Source organism: Bacillus sp. JJ1562 (assembly GCF_036962705.1).
GTDB lineage: Bacteria > Bacillota > Bacilli > Bacillales > Bacillaceae_L > Ferdinandcohnia.
Map to the genome: position 1 here is coordinate 48,797 of NZ_JBALOQ010000044.1, position 16,588 is coordinate 65,384.

The window sequence follows — 16,588 nt, forward strand, 5'->3', positions numbered from 1 at the left end:
GGTGTATTGTCCCTAAATATCCTTTACGAACTATTCTACCTATTAACAATGAAATTGTCATTGAATGGATTATGTAGATAAAAAAAAACAGAAGATCTCAGTTACGAGATCCTCTGTTTTTGTAATGTTACCCTGCTTTATTTGCATTGTCAGTCTTTTTTTCGTCTTTGCCTGTATCTAAGAATTGTAATAACTCCTCAATTTCAGGTGAAACTGTAACTCCTCTACGCTTGTTGATATAGCCTAAGCCAAAGAATATAATTGAAGTTACGATTAATGGGAAGGCAGTTTCAACATCAACAGGGATAATATCAGTTAGTTGTGTGATAGCAAATCCAACGATACCCCCAACTATAGAATAGATTGCTACTGCTCCAGTGCTGTGTTTAAATTTAGAGAATAAACCGAAAATCAAAGGTACCGCCATTGGTCCAACTAATGCCGAGAACCATGTGATAACTAGTCCAAGAACGCCACCGAATTGTTCTTGTTTTAAACCAACAATAATTGTGATGATTGTAAACATAACTGTTAAACCACGTGCAATCCAAAGAGATCTTTTATCAACATTTTCTTTCATTTCTTTAAATTTCTTATTTAAGACTGGTAAAATGTCACGTTGAACAACTGCTGTTAAAGCGTTGATATCTGACACTGTCATACCCATTGTACTTGCAAACATAGATGCTAAAACTAATCCAACTAAACCAGCTGGTAAGAAAGTTGTAGTTAATAATGGATATAATTGTGAAGCTGGATCACTTAAATCGCTAAAAACAAGTGGTGCTGCTACCATTGGTAAGAAAATTAACAATGGCCATACAAAGTAAAGGATAGCTGAAAGTCTTGCTGCTTTTCTTGAATTTTCACCATCCGGTGTAGAAATAAATCTTGCTGCTAGGTTCCAGTTACCACCGTTGTAATCAAAGAATTTTACGAATAAGAATAAGAATACCCATAGTGGAGTATAAGATCCATTAAACGGACTTGCATGACCATCCGGTAGGTCTCCCCACATTGTAAATACAGAGCCTAATCCTCCTAGGTGGCTGAAAACGCCCACAAAAATAACAATACCCGCGATTAACTGTACAATAAATTGAACAAAGTCAGTAATTAAGTCAGCCCAAAGTCCGCCAATTGTAACATAAATTAAGGAAACTGCACCAGATAAAATGATACCTAACCAAATTGGAAGTCCAGTGAAACCACTTAATAAAATACCCATAGATGCCCATTTAGCACCGATATCAAGAAGTTTAATTAATACCCCAGTCCATGCTGTAACTTGCTGTGCTGGTAAACCAAAACGAATTGCCATGTATTCAGTAGGTGATTGAATTCCTAACTTTTGACGAAGTCTAGGCCATCTTGGTGCGATAAATTTTGCCCCGATGATTAACCCAATTCCGATTGTAACTGCCCACCAAAAGTAAATCGTAATTCCATAAGTATATGCAATAGCTGCATATGCAACGAATACCACACCACTGTGACCTGAAACGTGGTGAGAAACCCCGGAAAGCCACCAAGGTACTTTTCCTCCTCCAACGAAGAAGTCATTCGAGCTTTTATTTGCTCTATAACTAAAAATACCGATTCCAATCATTACAGCGAAAAACGCTCCTAAAACAATCCAATCTAATGTTGCCATAACTTAATTCATCTCCTACTCTTTTAATCTGTTATTCTAGGACCAAATAATCTTAATGCCTTTAAGGGTTCTTTTCCTTCGTTTCGAAGTGTTAAATCGCTTACCTTTGCAGGAACAAAGTATTGATCACCGATGTTAAATAATTGATGATATCCATCTGAAACAATTGAACCGCTTCCAGAAAGAATGTACAGACCAGAAAATATACCATCATTGGTTATTTCTATTTCATTTTCTACTTCAACCTGTGTCATTTTAAAATAAGGTGTGTCTTGATAACCGATTAATTCAATTTCTCGATTATTCATAACCTCTTTTAAAACGGAAGGCTTCACATACCATTTTTCCAGTGTTTCATCTCGTGTATAGGTATCATAATTGAAGCAATCAAACATTTTCTTAAATCCAATCCCTTGATGACACATAAAAGCATCAATTTCAAGTCCTGATGGTGACACTTTTTCAATGCGAATTGTATAATCAGTTGGTTCTTGAATTTCAATCAACAGACATCCTGAACCAATCGCATGAGGTGTACCACCTTCAATTAAAAATGTGTCTCCAGGTTTTACATAGTATTTGTGAAGGCAATCAAGCATACCTTGAATATCCTGGACTTCAAACAACTTTTCCCAATGTTCTCTCGTGACACCAGGTTTGAAGCCAAGGTATACATATGGAGGTTCACCATCAATTTCTCTTCCTCCAATAATGTGCCAGCACTCTGTTTTTCCATAGGCAGAATTGAATAATTCTCTTGCCTTCTCCCGATTCGGATGCACCTGAACTGTTAAACGTTCGCCAGAGTCGATTATTTTTGCGAGAACCCCTGTATTGTTACCGTATTTCTCGAAATGACTCTGTCCCAAAAACTCGGTAGCGTTTTCATCAATGAGACTTTTTAAGGAAATATCTAAATCAGGAATATCCAATTTACTTAAGCCTTCATCAATGATATGTTCACGTCCGACATTTCTGGCAGAAACGATCGACATCAGCCATTCCTCGGGAAAATGACTATCTTCTTTATTTTTACCCCCATGCAGTTCTTCGATCAATTTCCCTCCCATATAAGTCCGCCATGCTCTTGCAGGTGCTAATTTCAAAGGAAATTCTCCGTTTATGTTTGGTACAGACTTATTCATAGCAAATCCCTTCTTTGACTTGAATTTACTGTAGAAAAATATTTTCACTTTTCTTTATTACTAGAATGCAATCGTTAACATACTAGTATATTAGTATTCTAGCATTACTATATTTTTTTGCAATACCTTTTTTTAAAACGTTTTCAAAAGTATGTTTTGAAATATGCTTCCTTTAAAAATAATCATACCGATTTAGGTTGAGATTTTCTGGAGATAATAAAAGTAAAATGACTTAGATTAGGAGGGCTACTATGATTTACATATACAATGATTATGCTGGGACACATAGTACAGCATTAGCCGCAGCCTACCATTTAAATAAATTACCTACTGATCGAGAGCTAACAAAAGAAGAAATCCTGAATATTGATTATTTTAATAAACTAACAAAGAAGGATTTTGGAAAAATAATCTTCCATGGAATTGATGAAGATGGTAACCCTGTCTATTCACTAGGTCGAAAAAGAAGCAAGTTGGTCGTTCCCGCTCTTAAACAACTTAGTACGATCCTCCAAGAAAGATATAAACAAAAGGAAAAAATCATTTTCTCAAATACATCCCCAACAGTTCCGTTAGCCATGACGATGGGCGGATTCTTTTCAAGAGGCATCCATATTGACTTCATCGGTGTTCCTCTTCTTGTGATAGGCGCTAAACAAGCCTGTGACACGATTCAGCACTTAGTTGAACATACAAAGCAAACAGGAAACTCGGCTAGTGAGGAAATTGTTGTGTTGGACAATAAGAATTTCAAATAAGGCAAAAAACTCACAAAAGCTGTAGTAAACAGCCTTTGTGAGTCCCTACCTTCATTCAGTTTCTAATCCTCGAATCTTTCCGTCCTCTTTTTCTTCTAGCATCATTGTTTTCAAATCATGCCCAGATGGATTTTGGAATAAGCGAAGCCCAAATTCCGGCGCAACTGCAAACAGGTGGTCAAAAATATCAGCCTGAGTCGTTTCATACACTGCCCATCTTACATCATTCGAAAATGCATATATTTCGAGAGGTAAACCATGCTCAGTGGGAGCCAGCTGACGAACCATCATTGTCATTTCTTGATTAATACCAGGGTGCTGGTGAATATAGTTGCTAACATACGCTCGAAATACGCCAATGTTTGTTAGCGCCCTTCCATTCACAGGATTGTTCTTATTAATTTCATGCTCGATATTGTAATCTTCAATTTCATGTTCCCGGTTTGTTATATAATCCGAAATAAGTTGGATTTGCTTAAATTTCTCAATCATTTCCTCTGTACAAAATGTAATACTATTTGTGTCAATAAATAAAGAGCGTTTAATCCTACGTCCACCTGAGGTTTGCATCCCTCTCCAATTGATAAAAAAATCGGAAATAAGAGCATAACTTGGAATCGACGTTATCGTTTTATCAAAGTTCTGCACCTTAACTGTAACTAAAGAGATATCGATTACATCTCCATCTGCCCCGTACTTAGGCATTTCAATCCAGTCACCAACCCGAACCATATCATTGGTTGTCAGCTGCACACCTGCAACAAGACCCAATAATGAATCTTTAAATATCAACATAAGAACAGCTGATAAAGCACCAATTCCACTTAAAAGAAGAAGTGGACTCTTCCCCATTAGATTCGCGATTACTAAAATAATCCCAAAGGTTATGACAATAATTTTTACTACCTGAATATACCCTTTTATCGGCCTAGTCTTCGATATCTCATGGGTTTGATAAATATCATTTATGGCATCTAATAGGCTGCTAAGGACCATTAAAGCCACGATGATTATGTATGTATTCGCACCCAATTGAATCAAATGCTCATATTTAAAGCTTGAAGCAAAGTAATGAATAATAATTGCCGGAACAATATGAGATAGTCTTCGAAATACCTTCCTCTCTACAAGCATATTATCCCATTGAAATTTGGTCTTTGTCACGATTCGAGTGATGATAGTAATGATCACTTTTTTCGTGATAAAATTTGCCACCATACAGATGATCACGATAAAAAGAATCATCAAAACAACAGCAAGATAATGCGCCCATGTTGGATCCATTCCATATTCTAAAAGTTCCTTCTTAATAAACTTCATATTTCCCTCCGTGCTATGTAATACGTGTCTCCATACGCGTGTAATGAGATATTTACCATTATAACAGAACAATTTGTTTCATATCGCGATGAACTACGTCGCTTCCACAGATTTTACGTCGTTACTCGAATATTTGCATCGTTTCCCACAGATTTGCGTCGTTTTAAGAATATTTGCGTCACTAAACGAATATTTGCGCCACTTCCCACAGATTTGCGTCGTTACTCGAAGATTTGCGTCGTTTCCACAGATTTTGCGTCACTACTCGAATATTTGCTTTACTATCTATATATTTTCGTCTTCTCTAACGGAATTGCGTCTGCTCACGTTTATTTGCATCTTTTTCCCAGCATTTGCATCTACACAGACAGTTATGCATCTTCACAGTAAAAAAGAGCCCTAACCACAGTCGTGGTCAGGGCCCATATAAAGGAGGAGTGGGTATCTAGCCTTTAAATACTCTCTTGCTTCAACCCATCTATGATATTTTCTTTTTTAATTTTTTGAATCGAATACAACATAGCTGCACCCACGATGATAAATATGATAATAACAACAAACAAGATGCTCATCCATGGGAGTGTAAAACCATAGTCAAACGAGTTTCCAAGTGACCAATAGATTAAAAACATAACAACTAAGCTAATAGGCAACCCAAAAGTAAGAGCCTTGATCCCATAAAAAATGCTTTCATAATTGATCATTTTGTTAAAGCCTTTCGGTGTCATTCCTACTGAGCGCAACATCGCAAATTCTCGTTTACGAAGGGAGATGCTAGTTGAAATCGTATTAAAGATATTTGCAATTGAGATTAATGAAATCAATGTAATGAATCCATACGCGAAAATTGACATTAATAGCATTAACTGTTCTTGGCCTTGTTTACTTTGATAGACATTGTACACATACATGCTGGATTGCTTCATTTTATCCAGCTTATCCTGTGTTTTTAAAGGATCAGAGCTATTCATGAACAAATAGGTTTCAATCTCTTTTTTTGCCCTCTCATTGCCTGAAATCACATCCTTCAAAACATCCTCTGAAACAACGATATCTAATCCACCAATCCCAGTCGTGTAAACTCCCATTGGAAACTGGTCGGTTAACGCCCCAATTTTGATATTTCCCAAAGATATTTGTTCCTCATCTTCAAAGTCCATATTATACAAATCCAGACTATTTCCTACTTTTGTTTCGATTGATTTTGTTTCAACAAATTTTCCTGATTCAAAGTCTTTGTAAGAAATAGTATCGATGATGATCGCGGTCGGTTGATCTACTTTTTCAAATTTAGTAGTATCCGCGCCAACTTTTTCAGCATACTTTTTGAAGCTATCATTATCTAGACCATGTAATGCTATATAATACCTATACTGTCCGTCTTGTAGCATGTCAGGATTCTCTATCACTTGTTTTTGTAATTCACTCGGAAGTTGTTCCTCATCCACCCAGGTATTTAAATTAACAGTTTGAACGATACTCGATTCTGTTACAAAATCAAGCTTCGTTAAGGGTTGTAGATCCTCTTTGTCAAATTGACTACCATACACTAGTATATCAAAACTCATGTTCTCTTGAGAAAGCGCCAATGATTTTTTGAGGCTATCTGTAAAAAATGAAACCGATAAAAAGAGAACAATACTAATCACAAGTGAGAAAACAGTAGCCTGATACCTTCTTTTATTCCGTTTCAGGTTCTTTAAGCCAATTTCTGCTTCCATTCCAAAAATGCTTCGAACAAATTTTGATGTTTTCACTGTTTTTCTTGACAGTTTAACATCTTGAGTTTGACGAATTGCATCAATTGCCGAAACCTTTGAAGCTCTTTTCGCCGGGAGAAATGTAGAAATGAAAATGGTGACAATCGATACTACACACGCCACTAAAAGGGATGCTGGCGTAACGATTAGCTTAAGTTCTTCATTAACACCGAGTGCCCCTTCAAGATAGGAATTAATAAACCAGAAGGTTACGCCGATTCCTACTAGCCCCGAAAGGATCCCAATTGGAAGACTAATTGCTCCAATTACGGCACCCTCGAAAAAGACAGAGTTACGCTTTTGCTTTTTGGTCGCTCCTACACTCGAAAGCATTCCTAAGTGTCTAGAACGCTCTGATACACTAATAGCAAAAGCATTGTAGATTAATGCAATCGAGCCAATGATAATAACCGTCATAATAATTCCCGCTAAGGAGAATAATGTCACACGAAGGCTATCATTTTTTGTAACCCCATACAAACGCAATAGTTCATTATTGTATGAAACAAACTGGATTCCATGTTCATCCGCCAGTGTTTCCGAATGTTTAAATAAAGAGCCATTTATCTTTTTTAACACGACAACTGCATCAGCTTTATCTGTTGGATTCAATGAGTTTTCATCCATATATTTAATAACTGTGTATCCTGGTGACCAAGTAGGTTCCCACGTTGGTCGTTTGATTGTCCCTACAATTGTAAGTGTTTCTGTGGACTCAATCTGAAGTTTTTCGATTACACCATTTTCGTCTGTTTGCAAAGAATAACTCTGATCTAGCGGTTCCGCTTCCCCAGCAAACATTCTTTTACCAACATCAACGTTTAACTGGTCCCCAATGTTATATTTCACTTTGGCATTATCAGCAATCGCTTCTGAAATCACTATTTCATTTTCTGCGAAAGGTAGGCGTCCCTCCGCCAACTCTATTGGAAACTGCTGAAATCCAGCTGTGTTATATTCCTTGAAAAATAAATAGGGTTTACTATCATTATCTGAACCCTCAAGAGTTGCATAGCCGAGGTCATTTGAAAGTATCAATTTTTTCGTCTGACTATCATTTTCAATCGCTTGTATTTGTTCGTTGTTAACGTCGTGGTACTTAACATGCCATTCCCCATTTGAAGCTATTTGATCTCTAATGATCAGGTTTAAAAACGAAACACCAAGTGTTGCAACTGCTGTTATCATCGCGACTGAGATGATAACACCAATAATTGTAACGAGGGTTCTTCGTTTGTTTTCCTTCAGATGACGAATCGTCAGTTTGTTGATGATGTTCATGGACGGATCACCTCATCCTTAGCAATCCTTCCATCTTCAATTGAGATGACGCGGTCTGCCTGAAGTGCAATTCGCTCATCGTGGGTAATCACAAGTAGGGTTTGTTGATACGTTTTATTGAACATTTTTAACAACTCGATGATTTCGCTACTATTCTTACTATCTAGATTTCCTGTCGGTTCATCTGCTAACATAATCGCTGGATTGCTTATCAGTGCGCGTCCAATCGATACCCGCTGCTGCTGCCCCCCTGAAAGCTGGTTAGGAAGGTGATTTAATCGTTTCTCTAAACCTAAAATTTTCACAATATCTGCTAATTGCTTTGGATCAACCTTATGTTCATCTAACAACATAGGCAGTGTTATGTTTTCTTCAACCGTCAAAATAGGGATTAAATTATAAAACTGATAGATTAATCCGATTTGTCTTCGTCTAAATATCGCTAATTGTGTTTCATTTAGATCATAAATGTCCGTGTTATCAATGAGAACCTTACCACTAGATGGACGATCTACACCACCTAGTAAGTGTAAAAGAGTAGACTTACCTGAACCAGATGGTCCGATAATCGCTACAAATTCCCCTTTTTTTACGGAAAATGACACATCATCAAGTGCCTTAACAGCCGTATCACCCTTACCATATACCTTAGACAGATTTTCAATTTGTAATATATTCATTGGTAACCCTCCACATTTTCGTATCTTGAGTTCAGTATATCTGCCTAAGATGACTATTAAGTGACTCCAAAGTGACTATTTATTCACTTTAGATAACCTGCTTGTAAAATTTAATCATAAATTGTGTGCCTTTTTCCTCAACACTTTTTACTTCAATATCACCATGTTGATTTTTAATGATACTATAGGCCATGGCAAGGCCAATTCCTACACTTCCCTCACCTGCATTTTTACCCTTATAAAAACGCTTGAAAATATAGGGGAGATCCTCTTTGGCAATGCCCTTCCCGTTATCCGAAACGATAATCTCGGTATACATCGCATTTTCTGAAAATGTAATCAAAATCTCTCCATTATTCTGTGTATGCTCCACGCAGTTTTTTAAAATATTTATTAGAGCCTCTGTTGTCCAGTTAAAATCACCAACAATAGAAACCTCTTTTTCTCCAAGTAATTCAAGGTTTTGTTGTTTAATATCCATTGGTACAAGAATAGGATGAATCGCCCGCTCAACCAATTCTGAAACATATATAATTTCTTTTTTAAACAGAGCGGTACCTGCATCAATTTTCGAAAGCTTTAATAAAGACGATACAAGCCACTCAATTCTTTCTAATTGAACGCGAATGTTATTTGTAAATTCGGCTCGCTTTGAATCGTCTAATTTGGCATCTCCTAATAAATCGGCCATAACCATCATGGAGGTTAGTGGTGTTTTTAATTGATGGGAGATATCCGAAATCGCATTCGTTAATTTAACTTTATCCTGCTGCAATAGCGCGCTATGCTCAGACAGCATTAATGTCACTTTATAGATTTCATTTTTTAAAATACTAAGTTCACCTTCACGGTTATCTCTTACATCTAAACTATAATCACCACTAGCAATTTTGCGTAAATATCCAGAGAGTTTTTCTATTTCATGATATCTCCATTTTGTAAAAAGCATGCTACATCCCATTAGTAGAACGGATAGGACAAAAACAAAGAGTGCAACTTGTCCAGAAAACAGAAAATATGCTACTCCTATTGCAAGTAGTGAAATGGTGATTTGCCCGAGCTGGTAGAATTGGACTTCTCGGTTACGCAGCATGTTACTCACCAACCTTATAACCCAAACCACGAATAGTCTTAATGATTTTTGGGCTTTGTGGTTCATCCTCAAGCTTCTCTCGTAATCTTTTAATATAGACAGTCAATGTATTATCATTCACGAAATCACCCGCTACATCCCAGATCCGTTCAAGTAACTGTGTTCTCGTCAGAATTTGACCAATATGATTTGCAAAAATTAATAATAGACGGTACTCCAACGACGTTAGTAACACTTCCTCGCCATTTTTATAAACCTTACCTTCTAAGGTGTTGATCCGTAACGTGTCGATATCTATTATCGTTTTGGGCTGGGTTGGTGTTTGCTTGTTATACCTACGAAGTACAGATTTAATCCTGGACAGAAGTTCACGAATCCGAAATGGCTTTGTAATATAATCATCCGCGCCCATATCGAGTCCCATTACAACATTCACTTCATCATCCAGTGCTGTTAAGAAGATAACTGGTTTATCACTTTGCTTTTTAACTAACTCACATAATTCATAGCCACTTCCATCCGGCAACGATAAATCAAAGAGGCAAAGGCCGATCCCATTTATTTTTTCCGTGATTACCTTCTTGGCATCCTTCGCATTATGACAAACAATCGTCTCATACCCATCCTGCGTTAAAGAATAATCCAAGCCAGACGCAATCGTCTTATCATCTTCAACAAGTAATATTTTCATAGTGACTCAGACAAAGGGACAGGTCCCTCGTCCCAACACCTCCCATGTTTTATTAAATAGACCTAACTAGAATATTTTAACAAAAACAAAAGCCCCTGGATATGAGGTAAAGACATTTCCAGGGGCTGCAACTTACAGATATATAAAATAAACAATGAACGTAACAAATAAAACATACATAATCGGATGTACCTCTTTATGTCTTCCCAATGCAAACATGGTGACAGGGTACATAATGAATCCTAAGGCAATCCCTGTTGCGACACTGAAGGTTAATGGCATCATAATGATCGTTGTAAATGCCGGAATTGCAATATCGAGCTTTGTCCAATTAATATGGCGAACTTCCGCTGCCATCATTGCACCCACAATAATGAGAGCAGGAGCTGTAATTTCTGACGTAACCACCGCTAACAATGGCGAGAAAAAGAGAGCCAGAAAGAAAAAGCCTGAGATGACAATCGATGAAAAACCAGTACGTGCACCTGCTGCAATTCCTGCCGTAGACTCGATCAGGGACGCAGTCGGAGAAGTACCCAGAACAGAACCGATAACAGTTGCGGAAGCATCAGATAGGAGCGCTGGCCCCGCGTTTGGAATTTTATTATCCTTCAAGATTCCAGCTTGACTCGCGACAGCAATCAACGTCCCGGCAGTATCGAAAAATCCAACAAAAAGGAATGTAAAAATAACAATAATTAATTCTGGTGTAAATACATTTGGTAGCTCTGAAAAAACAACACCAAATGTTGGTTCAAGACTTGGAATTTTACCGATGATACCAGTCGGCTTGTCAATGATCCCGAGGATCATCCCTACAACTGAAGAAATAACCATTCCGTAGAATATGCCACCACGAATTCCCCTTACAAGCATAACTGAGGTAATGATGAATCCGAATAAGGCAAGCAAAGTCGGGCCAGATGTGAAATCTCCAAGTGATACAAACGTTGCCTCGTTCCCTACAATAATTTTCGCATTTTTTAATCCGATAAAAGCGACAAAGAAACCAATTCCACCCGCAATTGCATACTTCAAATCCTGCGGAATCACATTAATAATTTTTTCCCGTACTTTTAACACACTTAATATCACAAATAAAATACCTGCGACAAAAACACCTGTTAATGCCGTCTGCCAAGGAATTCCCATCCCGATTACAACTGAATACGTAAAAAATGAATTAAGTCCCATACTAGGGGCAATCCCAATTGGGTAATTAGAAAGGATACCGATAAGCAATGAGCCAACTATAATGGTTATCGTGGTTGCCGTAAAAACAGCACCTTTGTCCATCCCAGATTCACCTAAAATAATTGGATTTACCACAAGGATGTAGGCCATCGATAGAAATGTTGTTAACCCACCGATAAATTCCTGCTTATATGTAGTTTGGCGTTTACTGAAATCAAAATAATTTTTCATATTTCTATATTCCCCATTTAGATGTAAATTATATTTTAAAAATAAAAAAGCCTTGATAGTGTTAAACTACCAAAGCTCGTACAAATGAGAGTAATAAGGACATTTGATATCCCTATAAACCATTTGTAGTCAAGCTTTTTACGGTGCTTGGTAGAGACGATCGGCCATATCCCGAACTTATACAAATTACTATATTAATATAATTAGGAAATTTTAACAGTGATATTCTGTTGCGTCAAGCATTTTTTGTTGTGTTATAGACATGGTAGAACAGATTTGTTATAATATATATAGAACAGATTGAGAGGGACAGTATCCTTGTCCTATAGTATTGGAGGGATCGAAAATGATGATTCGAATTGAACCTGAATCCGATATTCCCATTTACCAGCAAATAACCAATCAAATCATCGAAGGAATCGCTAGAGGATTGATTCAGCCTGGTGAATCACTACCTTCTGTGAGAAATTTTGCTGGAGACCTTGGCATCAACATGCATACAGTCAATAAAAGCTATCATCAGTTAGAGGAAAAAGGAATTATCCGAATCGTCCCAAAATCTGGTGCGGTAATTTCTTCCCCACAAGATTTTAACGCAGCTTCCTTTGACCGATTAAAGGAAGACTATAAATTACTCATTGCAGAGTCACTAGTAGCCGGTATGTCTAATGAACAAATTCAAGAATTAGTTTCTTCTATTATTATTAATTTTAAAAGCTCACCAAATAAGGAGGTTTAATTATGACTTTAGCTATCTTTCTCTTAATCGCGATTATTCTAGCTGGAATTCAAACCGCTGTTCCTTTCCTTGTGAAGCGCACGGTTATCTTCGGGATTACGGTTCCAGAGAAAAATATCAAGGATGAAAAACTTTCTTCGTATAAAAAGAAATACGCCCTACTCGTATCCCTTTTATCAATAGTTGCTTTGGTAGGTTACGTTGTATGGGTACTAACGAGTAGCCCATCTGAGGAACAGACTGTTCTGATCGGAACAATTATTCAATTTGCGATAATTCTTTTCAGTTTTACACTCTACTTTTATTTTCATGGAAAAACACTTCAGTTAAAAAAGAAAAAGAAATGGGGAGAAAATACAAAACAGGTACAAATCGCGGACTTGTCAGCTCGTGCTAAGGATGAAATGCTTCCATGGTACATATTTTTAGTACCGATGGTTATCACAGTTGGCCTGATTGGTTACACAATTGCACAATACAATCTTCTTCCAGACCAGATTCCAACTCACTGGGGAATGAACGGAGAAGCTGATGCCTTTACTGAAAAAACACCAGTTTCAGCTATTTCATCGCCACTTATGTTATTAGTGATGCAGGCAATGTTTTTAGGTATTCAAATTGCTACGAAAAAGTCGGGTATTAAATTAAGTGCAACGGCAACCAATGCTTCACAGTTAAGACAACTTACTTTACGTAAATATACAAGCTGGTTCATGTTTTTAACGACCATTTTATTAACGGGGATGTTTAGTTTCTTTCAATTAAGAACGATTCACCCTGATATCGTGGACGGAACAATTGTTATGGCAGTACCAATTATTTTTCTAATCGTGACTTTAGCTTCTACAATTGCTTTTGCCATAAAAGTTGGGCGCTCTGATAAAATAAACATTGGTGAAACAAATGCAGGAATAAGAGATTATGACGATGATGCCCATTGGGTTGGCGGACTTTTTTATGTAAATAGAAACGATCCATCCATTTTTGTTGAAAAACGCTTTGGCGTTGGGTGGACACTCAACTTCGGGAACCCGATCGGTTATTTTATAATCCTGTTACCACTTGCAATCATCATCCTGTTTAGTTTTCTTTAAAAAACGACAAGCTCTGCTCGTCGTTTTTTTCATCCGGATGATGGATTTAGTTTCATTTTTGTATCGTAAGCCCGGAATAGCCTTCCGTAAAAATATGCAAAACTACCTTGTAAACCTGCTGCAATATAAAAAGGCAAAGCCAGTGCGCCTAATCCAAAAAGGTATCCCGTTATATAAGGGCCAATCGACATGGGGAGTCGCATCGAAATAAGATTGATGCTTGAAGCCAAGCCACTTCGATGACCGCGAGTTAAGCTTACACTCAGTGCCTGCCCGGCTCCTTGCGATCCTCTATTTAAAGCCGTTCGTAAGATATAAATAATCGAAACAAGTGCATATGATGATAACAATGGCATTAATACTAAAAGTAGGCATGCGAGATATCGGACCACTACAATTGATTGAACGGTGCCATGCTTGTGCGAAATTCTTGCCTGAAAAAGCGAAGTCATACCAGTTGCAAAAAAAGTGAGTGCTAGTGTGCTACCAATTTGTACACTACTCACTCCGAATTTCACTGAAAACCAGTAGGCCATCATCGGCCCCGTTAATCCAATCGCAATTCCATTCAATACGTTGATTCCAGCTAGTTTTAAAATCGATGTATTTTCTTCTTTTGTAATTTTTTTCTCTTCAATATTGTGCGACATGTCGAGTGTTTGCTTTTTCCTGTGTTGCTTTTCTCCTTTTATCGTTAAAATAATCGAGGTTGTCACAAGTGAGAAGGCAAAAGTAACAAAGAAAGCAAGTTGATACGAGTACGCTTCGGATCCTATATTCATTATTCCAACGAGTACTGCGCCTGTCGCCATTCCGAAAAAACTAAGCCCATTATTCAAGCTATATATTTTTCCACGATCAGACGGTTTTATAAAGGAAGCAAGCCATGCCTGTTCCGCGGGAGCAAATGGACTTGCTGAACCAGCATCTGCTTTTCCAAAACCCGAAAAGGTGATGGCGACAAATAGTAAAATCGGGTTCGTTGTCATGATCGCAATCAATGCACATGCGGCTGTTAATAGCTCCGAAAAAAGAATAAAGGGTTTCCTACCTTTTCGATCACTAACTATACCAATTAGCGGTGCTAGGAAGACTCCGAGCAATCCCCCGGCTGCTAGCACGGTTCCGATTTTTATAGCGCTCCACCCTAAAGCGTCAAGATATAGAGCTAAAACAACCACCATCATGCCTTGTCCAATGCTTCGAATGGTGTTAACTAACATCAGCTTTTTAACAACTGGGTGTATTTTATTTGGGGTGTCTTCTCTAATTAGCATTTTTTCACCACTTTTGTATGGACTTTGATAGTATAAGCGTTCCAAAGAGGGATGGTAATTATTCACAGGCGTTCTAGTTAGTATGCTGCTTGTCCATGAAGAACTTTCCGATGGGGGCAGGCGGCGTTCGGTTCTTCATAACTTCGATGAAGGACTTTACGGTGAGGGTTAGGCGGCGTTCGGTCCTTCATAACACCGATGAAGGACTTTCCGATGAGGGTTCGGCTATGCTCGGTCCTTCATAACGTCGATGAAGGACTTTCCGAAAAGGCTTCGGATTAAGTCCGTATAATTGTGTAAAAAGAAAAGAGTCATTTTATTCCTTTTTGTCTACAATGTTTAACGACCAAGAAAAACAAAGAAAAGAGGAATAAAAATGACTCAAATACAGTTTAACCTAGATATTGATGTTTTAAAAGAATCAGTGATGAATTCCAATATTGATGCAGTTGTAAAGTCTTCCATTGTATTAGTATTAAATGAGATTATGGAAAAGGAACGTGATAATTATTTACGTGCAGGTTCCTATGAGCGTTCTTCGGAACGCCTTGATTATCGTAATGGATATTATGAACGAGAACTAATACTTAGTATTGGGAGAATCAGGCTACGGGTTCCTCGTACAAGAGAAGGCCACTTCTCCCCTTCAGTTTTTGAGAAGTTTTCTAGAGTTGATCAGGCCCTGGTACTCGCTATGTTGGAAATGGTGGTAAATGGTGTTTCTACACGAAAAGTTACAAATATAGTGGAGCAGCTATGTGGGGAGAGTGTTTCTAAGTCTTTTGTTTCCTCCCTAACTGAAAAACTCGATCCAATTGTTAATAAGTGGGCTAATCGTCCTCTTAATACTCAATATTTTCCATATCTATATGCTGATGCGATGTATATTAAGGTCCGTGAACACGATAAAGTTGTATCAAAAGCAGTCTATCTCATGACTGGAATGAATGAGAAGAAAAAGCGTGAAGTTATTGGATTAAAAATAGATCATATAGAAAGTTTTGAAGCCTGGCAAGGCTTCTTCCAAAATCTAAAGTCTCGGGGGCTCCAGTCTCCTAAGCTCGTTATTTCTGACGCGCATGCTGGGTTAAAGAAAGCCATAGAACGAGAGTTTATCGGGACCTCTTGGCAACGATGCACTGTTCATTTTAAACGAAATATTATTGATAAACTCCCTAAAAAAGGAGTTGGTGAATTGAAAAATGAAATTCGCCGTATTTATCAAACAATTTCTCCGGACGAGGCAAGGGTATTTAAAGATGAATTTGTTTCGAGACATATTGAATCCACAAAGATTAAAAATGCGATTTCTATTCTTGAAGAAGGCTTTGAAGATTCAATCCAATTTCTAAATGAACCGGAAAAATTTCAATTACATATCTCTAGTACTAATTCGCTCGAACGATTAAATCAAGAAATTAGAAGACGAGAGAGAGTTATTCGAATCTTTCCTAACACACAGTCAGCTTTCCGACTTATTGGGGCTTTACTGATGGAAAACGAGCAACTTCAACTGAATAAAAAAAGATATATTAACCAAGGGTAACCGCGCGGAGCGAAAATTTGTGGTATTGGGAAGGGGTACCCCTTCCCAATACCACAAATATACAAACAAACAAAATAGAGTTGAAACACTGTAGACAAATTTTACACAATTGTTTGGACTTGACT

13 protein-coding genes and 1 riboswitch are annotated in these 16,588 nt (G+C 37.6%); of the genes, 4 read left to right on the forward strand and 9 right to left on the reverse strand.

The features are described from left to right. Nucleotides 1–127: 127 nt before the first annotated feature. Together V7097_RS21190 and V7097_RS21195 are read right to left on the reverse strand one after the other, a co-directional pair. Nucleotides 128–1,654, reverse strand: a complete 1,527-nt coding sequence (locus V7097_RS21190; protein ID WP_335705628.1) for a sodium:solute symporter family protein — start codon at nt 1,652–1,654, stop codon at nt 128–130. Nucleotides 1,655–1,677: 23 nt separating this feature from the next. Continuing rightward, nucleotides 1,678–2,799: a type I phosphomannose isomerase catalytic subunit gene (locus V7097_RS21195; RefSeq protein WP_335705629.1), complete on the reverse strand. Its 1,122-nt coding sequence runs from the start codon at nt 2,797–2,799 to the stop codon at nt 1,678–1,680. Nucleotides 2,800–3,050: 251 nt separating this feature from the next. Between V7097_RS21195 and V7097_RS21200 the strand changes: the two genes are divergently transcribed. Further along, a complete protein-coding gene (locus tag V7097_RS21200) occupies nt 3,051–3,557 on the forward strand; it encodes a DUF3189 family protein (protein WP_335705630.1) in 507 nt (168 codons plus the stop codon). A 51-nt stretch (nt 3,558–3,608) separates the two neighbouring features. Here V7097_RS21200 and V7097_RS21205 read toward each other — a convergent pair whose 3' ends face one another. The 6 genes from V7097_RS21205 to V7097_RS21230 form a co-directional block, all read right to left on the reverse strand. Next, nucleotides 3,609–4,877 (reverse strand): mechanosensitive ion channel family protein, encoded by a 1,269-nt coding sequence (locus V7097_RS21205; protein ID WP_335705631.1) that lies wholly within the window; start codon nt 4,875–4,877, stop codon nt 3,609–3,611. 452 nt (nt 4,878–5,329) lie between these two features. Then, complete coding sequence (locus V7097_RS21210) at nt 5,330–7,918, reverse strand: FtsX-like permease family protein (protein WP_335705632.1); 2,589 nt, start codon at nt 7,916–7,918, stop codon at nt 5,330–5,332. Further along, the gene (locus V7097_RS21215; RefSeq protein WP_335705633.1) at nt 7,915–8,598 is read right to left on the reverse strand and encodes an ABC transporter ATP-binding protein; all 684 of its coding nucleotides are present in this window, start codon (nt 8,596–8,598) and stop codon (nt 7,915–7,917) included. Before V7097_RS21215 ends, V7097_RS21210 begins: the two co-directional genes overlap by 4 nt. A gap of 88 nt (nt 8,599–8,686) precedes the next feature. Further along, nucleotides 8,687–9,691, reverse strand: a complete 1,005-nt coding sequence (locus V7097_RS21220; RefSeq protein ID WP_335705634.1) for a sensor histidine kinase — start codon at nt 9,689–9,691, stop codon at nt 8,687–8,689. Between the two features lies 1 nt (nt 9,692). Beyond that, entirely contained in the window at nt 9,693–10,382 is a 690-nt protein-coding gene (locus tag V7097_RS21225; protein ID WP_335705635.1) for a response regulator transcription factor, read from the reverse strand. Nucleotides 10,383–10,514: 132 nt separating this feature from the next. Next, nucleotides 10,515–11,807: an NCS2 family permease gene (locus V7097_RS21230; protein WP_335705636.1), complete on the reverse strand. Its 1,293-nt coding sequence runs from the start codon at nt 11,805–11,807 to the stop codon at nt 10,515–10,517. A 106-nt stretch (nt 11,808–11,913) separates the two neighbouring features. Next, nucleotides 11,914–12,012: riboswitch (purine riboswitch) on the reverse strand. Nucleotides 12,013–12,153: 141 nt separating this feature from the next. Here V7097_RS21230 and V7097_RS21235 point away from each other — a divergent pair. After that, a complete protein-coding gene (locus V7097_RS21235) occupies nt 12,154–12,546 on the forward strand; it encodes a GntR family transcriptional regulator (RefSeq protein WP_335705637.1) in 393 nt (130 codons plus the stop codon). A 2-nt stretch (nt 12,547–12,548) separates the two neighbouring features. Further along, complete coding sequence (locus V7097_RS21240; RefSeq protein WP_335705638.1) at nt 12,549–13,640, forward strand: DUF1648 domain-containing protein; 1,092 nt, start codon at nt 12,549–12,551, stop codon at nt 13,638–13,640. Nucleotides 13,641–13,669: 29 nt separating this feature from the next. Here the strand turns inward: V7097_RS21240 and V7097_RS21245 are convergent, their stop codons facing one another. After that, nucleotides 13,670–14,917 carry an MFS transporter gene (locus V7097_RS21245; protein WP_335705639.1) on the reverse strand — a complete coding sequence of 416 codons (1,248 nt, stop codon included), beginning with the start codon at nt 14,915–14,917 and terminating at the stop codon, nt 13,670–13,672. A gap of 376 nt (nt 14,918–15,293) precedes the next feature. Here V7097_RS21245 and V7097_RS21250 point away from each other — a divergent pair, with 376 nt between their 5' ends. Beyond that, nucleotides 15,294–16,463 (forward strand): IS256 family transposase, encoded by a 1,170-nt coding sequence (locus tag V7097_RS21250; RefSeq protein ID WP_335705640.1) that lies wholly within the window; start codon nt 15,294–15,296, stop codon nt 16,461–16,463. Nucleotides 16,464–16,588: the final 125 nt, after the last annotated feature.

What these genes read in the sequence shown, in the direction of transcription:
- V7097_RS21240 (WP_335705638.1), top strand. Translation starts at nt 12,549, where the DNA reads ATGACTTTAGCTATCTTTCTCTTAATCGCGATTATTCTAGCTGGAATT.
- V7097_RS21200 (WP_335705630.1), top strand. Translation starts at nt 3,051, where the DNA reads ATGATTTACATATACAATGATTATGCTGGGACACATAGTACAGCATTA.
- V7097_RS21205 (WP_335705631.1), bottom strand. Translation starts at nt 4,877, where the DNA reads ATGAAGTTTATTAAGAAGGAACTTTTAGAATATGGAATGGATCCAACA.
- V7097_RS21225 (WP_335705635.1), bottom strand. Translation starts at nt 10,382, where the DNA reads ATGAAAATATTACTTGTTGAAGATGATAAGACGATTGCGTCTGGCTTG.
- V7097_RS21250 (WP_335705640.1), top strand. Translation starts at nt 15,294, where the DNA reads ATGACTCAAATACAGTTTAACCTAGATATTGATGTTTTAAAAGAATCA.
- V7097_RS21210 (WP_335705632.1), bottom strand. Translation starts at nt 7,918, where the DNA reads ATGAACATCATCAACAAACTGACGATTCGTCATCTGAAGGAAAACAAA.
- V7097_RS21230 (WP_335705636.1), bottom strand. Translation starts at nt 11,807, where the DNA reads ATGAAAAATTATTTTGATTTCAGTAAACGCCAAACTACATATAAGCAG.
- V7097_RS21245 (WP_335705639.1), bottom strand. Translation starts at nt 14,917, where the DNA reads ATGCTAATTAGAGAAGACACCCCAAATAAAATACACCCAGTTGTTAAA.
- V7097_RS21220 (WP_335705634.1), bottom strand. Translation starts at nt 9,691, where the DNA reads ATGCTGCGTAACCGAGAAGTCCAATTCTACCAGCTCGGGCAAATCACC.
- V7097_RS21235 (WP_335705637.1), top strand. Translation starts at nt 12,154, where the DNA reads ATGATGATTCGAATTGAACCTGAATCCGATATTCCCATTTACCAGCAA.
- V7097_RS21190 (WP_335705628.1), bottom strand. Translation starts at nt 1,654, where the DNA reads ATGGCAACATTAGATTGGATTGTTTTAGGAGCGTTTTTCGCTGTAATG.
- V7097_RS21195 (WP_335705629.1), bottom strand. Translation starts at nt 2,799, where the DNA reads ATGAATAAGTCTGTACCAAACATAAACGGAGAATTTCCTTTGAAATTA.
- V7097_RS21215 (WP_335705633.1), bottom strand. Translation starts at nt 8,598, where the DNA reads ATGAATATATTACAAATTGAAAATCTGTCTAAGGTATATGGTAAGGGT.